Source organism: Nocardioides sp. (genome assembly GCF_034670285.1).
GTDB lineage: Bacteria > Actinomycetota > Actinomycetes > Propionibacteriales > Nocardioidaceae > Nocardioides.
The window spans coordinates 1-8,405 of the sequence record NZ_JAXMNS010000141.1; the positions used below are offsets into that span (position 1 = coordinate 1).

Sequence of the window (8,405 nt, forward strand, 5' to 3'; positions counted from 1 at the left end):
ACGAGACCTCGCTCCCGGTCACCGTCGACGAGCTCATCCCGCTGACCCGCGCCGTGAGCCGCTCGGTCAGCCGGGCCCTCGTCGTCGGCGACCTGCCGTTCGGCAGCTATCAGGCCTCCGCCGAGCAGGCCTACCTGACTGCCGCCCGCTTCATGAAGGAGGGCGGCGCCCACTGCGTCAAGCTCGAGGGCGGCGTCGAGATGGTGCCGCAGATCCAGAAACTCACCCAGGGCGGCATCCCGGTGATGGCGCACATCGGCTTCACCCCTCAGTCCGAGCATGCTCTCGGGGGCTACCGGGTGCAGGGCCGTGGCGAGACCGGCGCGCGCGTGCTCGAGGACGCGCACGCCGTCCAGGAGGCCGGTGCGTTCGCGGTGGTGATGGAGATGGTGCCCGGCGAGACCGCAGGCCGCGTCACCTCAGAGCTGGCGATCCCCACTATCGGCATCGGCGCCGGGCCCGACTGCGACGGCCAGGTCCTCGTCTGGCAGGACGCCTTCGGACTTCGCCAGGGCCACATGGCGCGCTTCGTCAAGCAGTACGCCGACATGCACGACGTCCTGCTCCAGGCCGCACGTGCCTACGACGCCGACGTCAAGGCGGGCACGTTCCCCGGCCCGGAGCACACCTTCTGAGTCAGCCGACGGAGACGATCGTCGCCTTGAGCGTGACGCCGCGACGCGGCGCATAGCTGACCGTCGTGCCGGCGGCCGCTCCCCGGAGCGCCTGGCCGAGCGGGCTGGTGGGGGTCACGGCCTCCACCCCGGCAGCCACGGCCTCCACCGACCCCACGACGAAGGTCTCGGGGCCGTCGCCGAGGTCGAGCACGACCTGGTCGCCGAGGCTCACGACTCCGGCGACGTGCTCGACCCGGCTGGCCGCGTCGATCTCGAGCTCGAGGGCGGCGATCCGCTCGTCGAGCGTGCCGAGCCGGATGCTCGCCTCCACGTTGGTGGCGCGGTCGGCGATGTCGCCGACCTGCTCCTGGCGGGTCTCGGCGAGGGCCGCGTCGCGCTCGGCCCGCAGGTCCTGCAGGCGGGAGGCGAGAAGGTCGGTGTGGGGAGTGGCAGTTGCGGTCATGGCCAGGGGGTCCTTGTCAGTCGGTCGTTCAGCGAGGAGATACAGAGATATCTCCTCTGCAGTGATCAATGAACCACCCCGAGGGCGGCGATATGCCCGTCTAAGCAACTTCTCAGTCAGCGGCCGTCTGCTGGCTACCGTGACGCCATGTCCTCGAGCCCATCACGCCGCTTCGCCACACCCGCAGGAGTCGCGATCTTCGGCGTCCTCGCCCTGGCCGGGGGCTTGCTGAGCGCTCCGTTCGGGTCGGCTGCCGACAGCATCACCACGCCGACGCGCGCCGTCGCCGAGTCGGTCCTCGACGCTCGCGCCGCCGTCCCCCGACTACGCGTCACGACGAAGGTGGACGGACTCAGTCATGCCTGGGACGTCAAGCAGATCGACGGCGGGCGACTGCTCATCACCGAGCGGGACCCGGCACGGCTCACCGTGGCGCGCCGCAACGGAACCACGTATACCGTCCGCTTCCCCGCCGCCCGGATCTGGACGGCGGGCGAGACCGGGCTGATGGGGCTCGAGGTCGACCGCCGCTTCGGCAGGAACGGGCGCTTCTACACGTGCTCGGGGTGGGAGAAGTCCGGCGGCGGGCACGACATCCGCGTGAACGCGTGGCGCCTGAACGACGCCCGCACCCGCGCGCGGCTGATCAAGCCGTTGATCACCGGACTGCCCACCACCACCGGACGGCACGGCGGGTGCCGCCTGCTGCTGGCCGGCAACGGGGCCCTGGTGGTCGGCACGGGCGACGCCGCCGTCGGCGCCAACCCGCGCGACCTGCGCTCGCTCGGCGGCAAGACGCTGCGCCTGAACCCCCGCACCGGCGCGCCGTGGCCCGGCAACCCCTTCAGCAAGGCCAGGAACCGCGCCAAGCGCTACGTGCTCACCTACGGCCACCGCAACGTGCAGGGACTCGCCGAGCGCAGCGACGGCACCTTGTGGTCGGTCGAGCACGGCCCCGACATCGACGACGAGGTCAACCGCCTGGTGCGCGGCGGGGACTACGGCTGGCACCCCGTGCCCGGCTATGACGAGTCGGCCCCGATGACCGACTTCTCCCTCCCCGGCAAGCAGGTCGGCGCTCGGTGGAGCACCGGTCGGCCGACCCTGGCCACCTCCGGGTCGACGTTCGTCGACGGCACGAAGTGGGGGCGCTACGACGGCGCGCTGGCCGTGGCCGCCCTCAAGGCCGAGCGCGTGGTGTTCGTGAAGTTCAACGCCGCCGGTCGTGACCCGCGCGTCTTCACCCCCGCCGCGCTGCGCTCCTACGGCCGGCTCCGCACCGTCACGCAGCTGCGCAACGGCAACCTGCTCGTCGCCACCGACGGGGTGGACGGTGACGGCAGAATCCTGCTCGTCGGACCCCGCTGATCGGAATCGACACGCGTCAGAACTGACTCTTCAGACGTAACGTGCGGGGTTCACAGAATGTCTTTCTGCGTTACGCGCGGGGCCTAGAAATCGACTCGTCCCGTTCAACGAACAGAGAGCACCCCCATGCCACGAGTTTCTCCTCGGCGCTTCGTCGCGACCTCGGTCGCGGCCACGCTGAGCTTCAGCGCCTGCCTGAGTGCGTTCGCACCACCGTCGGCGCAGGCGATCACCACCGTCCCGACCGACCTCGACACGTCGATCAACATCAACGACGCGCGTCGTCCGGGTCTCGACACCGGCTCCATCCGCAGTATCAGCAACTCTCGGATGGAGGGCTTCGGCAACATCTTCGTGCATGTCGACGGCACCGAGGCTCCCCGCATGAACGACCAGATGGTCCGCGGCTTCGGGCTGACCGCCGGTGGTTCCGGCACCTTCGACTCGACGCAGTCGGTGCGGCTGGGCGACGTCCTCATGACGCGCAAGGTCGCCGTCGACGCGGCCACCGGCACGACCAGCTTCTTCGACACCTTCACCAACACCGGCACCGGGACCACGACGTTGGCGGCCTCCTTCGGCGGCTCGCTCGGCTACGGGAACGCCGAGACCACCGCGGGAACCGTGGCCGACAGCACCACCGGCGACGCCGTGGTCGATACCGCCGACACCTGGATCGCCGCGACCACGAGCGGCAACTACCGCCCGTCGGGCGTCGTCGTGGGCGCCGGGGTCGACGCCCTCGGCAACCAGCAGGCCAACCCCTTCGAGGTGGCCTACTCCCCCACCGGCAGCCAGGCCAACGACATCGGCTTCATCCACGAGCTGAGCGTCGAGCCCGGCGAGACGACCTCGTTGATGCGATTCGTGCTCACCGGCGAGCGCGGTGACTCCACCCAGATCGTGACCGACACGGCCGCGCTGGCAGCGGCCCCGGACTTCTCCGCGCTCTCCACCGACGAGATCTGCACCCTGGAGAACTGGGACCTCACCGACTACGTCGCCGACTGCGCCGGCGCGGACCCGCTCGACCTCCCCGCGGCCCCGATCGAGGTCCCGGGCTCCACCGACATCGCCTACGACGTGGTCGGCAAGACCATCGCCGAGCTCCAGGCCGACCTGGTGGCGGGCACGGTGACCTCGGTGGACATCACCCAGGCCTACCTCGACCGGATCGCGGCGTACGACACGGGCGCCTACGGCTTCAACTCCTTCATCACCGTGGCCGAAACCGCGCTGGCCCAGGCCCGCGAGGCCGACGAGGCCCGCACCGCCGGGACCACCGGTGATCTGCTCGGCATCCCGATGGGCGTCAAGGACATCTACGACACCGTCGACATGCCCACCACCGGCGGCACGCGCGCGCTGGAGGAATGGGAGACCGGCGCCGACGCCTGGCAGGTCGCCAAGCTGCGCGAGGCGGGGGCGGTGATCATCGGCAAGACCAACCTGTCGGAGTTCGCGAACTCCGGGTCGTTCAGCGAGAGCGGCTACATGCAGTCGTGGAACGGGCTCTTCCCGTCGAAGTCGTCCTTCGGCTCCAGCGGCGGCTCGGCCACCGCGGTGGCCGCCGACCTGGCGGCCGCCACCATGGGCACCCAGACCGGGGTCTCGCTCTACGCTCCCTCGACGGGCGCCGGGCTGACCACGTTCCGAGGCACCGACGGACTCACCAGCACCGACGGCGTGATGCCGCTGACCTGGGCAACCGACTACGCAGGTCCCATGGCAAAGGACGTCACCGACGTGGCCTCGATCCTGGATGCCACCGCCAGCCGGAGCACCGGCAACAACCCCGACGACCTCCTCACCGCTCGTGTCGACAACGACCTGCGCCCCGAGGAGTGGAAGAGCGCGCTCGACGAGGACTCCCTCGCGGGCAAGGTGATCGGCTACCGACCCGAGTCGTTCCAGTCGACGCAGGTCACCGACGACGACGCCGGTGCGACCGTGCTCGCCCAGGTCACAGCCGCGTTCGAGTCGGCCGGCGCCACTCTGGTGCCGATCACCGGCAGCCCAACCGCCCCGCCGTCCGCCGACTACCCGACCGAGGGCAACGCCGGCGCCGAGGGCTGGGAGCGCTACATCGCCATCGATCGCCCGGGCGTCTTCCCCTACACGACCGAGGAGCTGTTCGAGAACCCGCTCAACCTCCCCTACAACGTGTCGAGCGACTACACCCGCGTCCCGATGGACGACACCAGCGCGGACAACCTGCTGGCCCGTCGCGACCAGTACAAGCTCAACGCTGCTGAGTGGATGGACACCGCCGCGGCGACCCCGGTCGACGCGGTCATCTACCCGGGATTCCTGACCTCGATGGGCAACAACGACACGTCTTCGGCGATCCACACCGCGGATCGCGCCTCCGGAGTGATCACGCAGAGCGTCGGCCTGCCGACCGTGATCCTGCCGGTCGGTCTCAACACCGAGGGGCAGACCAACAACATCCAGATCGTCGGGCGCGCCTGGGCCGACACCGACGTCCTCGGGATGGGCTACGCGCTCGAGCAGATCGTCGATGCCCACGTGCAGTCCGAGTACGCCCCCGCCCTGGAGTGGAGCGGTCCGGCGGAGTCCATCACGTCGCTGGAGCTCGACGAGTCGAGCACGACCTTCCGTGACCGGGTGAGCGCGACCGTGACGGTCGCCTCCGACCCGGGTGCCTCCGGCAAGGTCAGCATCGAGGTCGCCGGCACCACCGTGCGCGGCACCCTTGTCGACGGCGTGGCCACCGTGCTGCTGCCCAGGAAGACGCCGGTCGGCACCCACCTGGTCACGGCCACCTTCACCGGGTCCGACAGCGTCGCCGGCAGCGAGGCCACCGCCACGCTGAAGATCACGCGCACGGTTCCCGAGATCGCGGCGCGCCTGGCGTCGTCCACGGTCGACAAGGGCGAGCGGGCCACCATCCGCGTCACCCTCGACAGCGGGATCCCGGGTCGGGTCACCGTCCTGCTGTATGACACGAAGTCGGTCGTGAAGTCGCTGGAGATCGGCCACCAGAAGAACAAGAAGGTGAAGGTCCCCAGGCTCGCTCCAGGTCGTCACGTGCTTCGACTCCTCGTCGTCGCCGGGCCGGGCAACGAGGCCGAGAAGAGCGACAAGCTGGTCCTGAAGGTCCGCAGCTAGTCACCGCACCGTCGCGGGCGGCGGCATCGAGGACACAGGTCCTCGGTGTCGCCGCTCAGGCGCCCCAGTCGAGCAGCGAGGCGCCCCCGAGCAGGGTGACGAACCACAGCGCGATCGCGACGAGCCCGAGCACCGCGATGCGACGAGGGGCACGCGTCCACCACGAGCACGCCTTCACGAACATGAGCAACCAGACGAACATGAGCAGCGCGACCGCCCACCAGGGCGCGACCAGGGCGCTCGCGCCGTAGAGGAAGAACGCGGCGGCCATCAGGATCATCCCGCCGAACGGCCAGAAGGTGATCTCCTTCTGGGCCTGCGGCGGCTTCGCGACGCGACGTCGTGTGAGCAGGGGGATCAGTCCTCCAGCTGCTGGTCGTCGTTCCACCGCGGGTCGTGGTCCCACTCGTCGGTGCGCTCGGCGGCGTTCTCCAGCGCCCGCGAGGCGTCGGCCTCGGTGTCGTAAGGCCCCAACCGGTCCTTGTTGGGGCACCCGTCACGACCCTCCACACGGTCGTGCTTGATGCAGTACCAGTACTCCGGCGCGTCCGACATGTACCCGAAACTACACTTCCCCAGGTGACCTCGCTCCCTCCGCGCACCGCCACCACCCGCTCCCCGATCACCCCGGGCACGATCTCGCCCCGGCGACCGGTGCCGGCCCACGTCCGCCGTCCGGAGTACGTCGACCGCCCCTCTCCCACGCCGTACGACGGCCCGGAGGTCAAGGACGAGGAGACGATCGCCAAGATGCGGGTCGCCGGTCGCCTGGCCGCCCAGGCCCGCGACCTGGTGGGCTCACACGTCGCGCCCGGCATCACCACCGACGAGCTGGACCGGATCGGTCACGAGTTCCTCTGCGACCACGGCGCCTACCCCTCCACCCTCGGCTACCGCGGCTTCCCCAAGTCGCTCTGCTCGAGCGTCAACGAGGTCATCTGCCACGGCATCCCCGACGACCGGGTCGTCGAGGACGGCGACATCGTCAACATCGACATCACCGCCTACCTCGACGGCGTGCACGGCGACACCAACGCGACCTTCCTGGCCGGCGACGTCGACGAGGAGTCGCGACTCCTCGTCGAGCGCACCCGCGAGGCACTGCAGCGCGGCATCAATGCCGTCAAGCCCGGCCGCCGCATCAACATCATCGGTCGCGACATCGAGTCCTACGCCAAACGTCACGGCTACGGCGTCGTGCAGGAGTTCACCGGTCACGGCATCGGGACGTCGTTCCACTCCGGGCTGATCGTCCCTCACTACGACGACCCCGACCACGACGACCTCATCGAGGTCGGGATGACCTTCACGATCGAGCCGATGCTCAACCTCGGGGTGCGCGAGTGGGAGATGTGGGACGACGAGTGGACCGTCGTGACACGTGACCTGAAGCGCTCGGCCCAGTTCGAGCACACCCTGCTCGTGACGCGCGACGGTGCGGAGATCCTGACGACACCCTGAAACACGGGTGTGACAGCGCACGTCAGGCCGGACCACTAGGGTCGGTTCATGGCGATGTTCCACGGCTACGGGGGCACAGGACCCGCATACGACGAGATGTTCGACGGCGACCGCTTGCGGCCGCCGTACCTGCGTCTGCGCGACTCACTCGACACGATGACGACGCCTGAGCTCGTCAGCCGGGTAGAGGCGCTGCAGGCCAGCTATCTCGACCAGGGGGTGACCTTCGACATCGGCGGTGAGGAGCGGGCCTTCCCGCTCGACATCTTGCCGCGGGTGATCGAGCAGGACACCTGGGCGACGATGGAGGCCGGCGTCCAGCAGCGGGTCAAGACCCTCGAGCTGTTCCTCGCCGACGTCTACGACGCCGGTCGGATCTTCGACGACGGAGTGATCCCGCGGCGCGTGATCACGACCTCGTCGCATTACCACCGGGCCTCGGCCAACATCCGGCCCCCGAACGGCGTGCGGGTGCACGTGTCGGGCATCGACCTGATCCGCGACAACCTCGGCGAGTTCCGCGTGCTCGAGGACAACGTGCGGGTGCCCTCCGGCGTCTCCTACGTGATGACCAACCGGCGTGCCATCAGCGCGGCGCTGCCCGAGACGATCGCCCAGCACCGCATCCGCCCGGTCGCGGCCTACCCGCAGCGGCTGCTGGCTGCCCTGCGCGCGGCGGCCCCGGCCGGTGTGACCGACCCGAACGTCGTCGTGCTCACGCCCGGCGTCTACAACGGCGCCTACTTCGAGCACGCCCTGCTCGCTCGCACCATGGGCGTCGAGCTCGTCGAGGGACGCGACCTCGAGTGCCGTCGCGGCCGCGTGATGATGCGCACCACCCAGGGCCTGGCCCCGGTGCACGTGATCTACCGCCGGATCGACGACGAGTTCCTCGACCCGGTCCACTTCCGCGCGGACTCCATGCTCGGCTGCCCCGGCATGATCGATGCCGCGCGCGCCGGCAACGTGACGCTGGCCAACGCGGTGGGCAACGGCGTGGCCGACGACAAGCTCGTCTACACCTACATGCCCGACATCATCCGCTACTACCTCAACGAGGAGCCGATCCTCAAGAACGTCGACACCTGGCGGGTGGGCGACGCCGAGGCACGCGAAGAGGTGCTCGACCGCCTCGACGAGCTGGTCCTCAAGCCGGTCGACGGCTCCGGCGGCAAGGGCATCGTCATCGGCCCTCGCGCCACCAAGGCCGAGCTCGACGAGCTGCGGGGCAAGGTCCGCGAGGACCCGCGCTCCTGGATCGCGCAGCCGGTCGTGCAGCTCTCGACCGTGCCGACCTTCGTGGACGGCGAGCTCGGACCGCGTCACGTCGACCTGCGGCCCTTCGCCGTCAACGACGGCAACCG

At 69.8% G+C, this 8,405-nt stretch carries 8 protein-coding genes; 5 read left to right on the forward strand and 3 right to left on the reverse strand.

What is annotated here, in order from left to right:
- Positions 1–635: 3-methyl-2-oxobutanoate hydroxymethyltransferase (gene panB, locus VOI19_RS08865; RefSeq protein ID WP_323792603.1), on the forward strand; the 635-nt coding region annotated here is incomplete at its 5' end.
- 1 nt (position 636) lies between these two features.
- On the opposite strand, the gene VOI19_RS08870 is transcribed toward panB, so the two are convergent.
- On the reverse strand, positions 637–1,080 hold the full coding sequence (locus VOI19_RS08870; RefSeq protein ID WP_323792604.1) for a GreA/GreB family elongation factor: 444 nt from the start codon (positions 1,078–1,080) through the stop codon (positions 637–639).
- Positions 1,081–1,227: 147 nt separating this feature from the next.
- Between VOI19_RS08870 and VOI19_RS08875 the strand changes: the two genes are divergently transcribed.
- Complete coding sequence (locus VOI19_RS08875; protein WP_323792605.1) at positions 1,228–2,448, forward strand: PQQ-dependent sugar dehydrogenase; 1,221 nt, start codon at positions 1,228–1,230, stop codon at positions 2,446–2,448.
- A gap of 126 nt (positions 2,449–2,574) precedes the next feature.
- Positions 2,575–5,580: an amidase family protein gene (locus tag VOI19_RS08880; protein ID WP_323792606.1), complete on the forward strand. Its 3,006-nt coding sequence runs from the start codon at positions 2,575–2,577 to the stop codon at positions 5,578–5,580.
- A gap of 55 nt (positions 5,581–5,635) precedes the next feature.
- Here the strand turns inward: VOI19_RS08880 and VOI19_RS08885 are convergent, their stop codons facing one another.
- Positions 5,636–5,968 (reverse strand): hypothetical protein, encoded by a 333-nt coding sequence (locus VOI19_RS08885; protein WP_323792607.1) that lies wholly within the window; start codon positions 5,966–5,968, stop codon positions 5,636–5,638.
- Positions 5,938–6,135, reverse strand: a complete 198-nt coding sequence (locus VOI19_RS08890) for a hypothetical protein (protein ID WP_323792608.1) — start codon at positions 6,133–6,135, stop codon at positions 5,938–5,940. The genes VOI19_RS08885 and VOI19_RS08890 overlap by 31 nt, the downstream gene beginning before the upstream one ends.
- Positions 6,136–6,201: 66 nt before the next feature.
- Here VOI19_RS08890 and map point away from each other — a divergent pair, with 66 nt between their 5' ends.
- Entirely contained in the window at positions 6,202–7,041 is an 840-nt protein-coding gene (map, locus tag VOI19_RS08895) for a type I methionyl aminopeptidase (RefSeq protein WP_416366364.1), read from the forward strand.
- 48 nt (positions 7,042–7,089) lie between these two features.
- Positions 7,090–8,405 (forward strand): circularly permuted type 2 ATP-grasp protein (locus tag VOI19_RS08900; RefSeq protein ID WP_323792610.1); only part of this gene is annotated, 1,316 nt, incomplete at its 3' end.

What these genes read in the sequence shown, in the direction of transcription:
- VOI19_RS08875 (WP_323792605.1), top strand. Translation starts at nt 1,228, where the DNA reads ATGTCCTCGAGCCCATCACGCCGCTTCGCCACACCCGCAGGAGTCGCG.
- VOI19_RS08880 (WP_323792606.1), top strand. Translation starts at nt 2,575, where the DNA reads ATGCCACGAGTTTCTCCTCGGCGCTTCGTCGCGACCTCGGTCGCGGCC.
- VOI19_RS08890 (WP_323792608.1), bottom strand. Translation starts at nt 6,135, where the DNA reads ATGTCGGACGCGCCGGAGTACTGGTACTGCATCAAGCACGACCGTGTG.
- VOI19_RS08870 (WP_323792604.1), bottom strand. Translation starts at nt 1,080, where the DNA reads ATGACCGCAACTGCCACTCCCCACACCGACCTTCTCGCCTCCCGCCTG.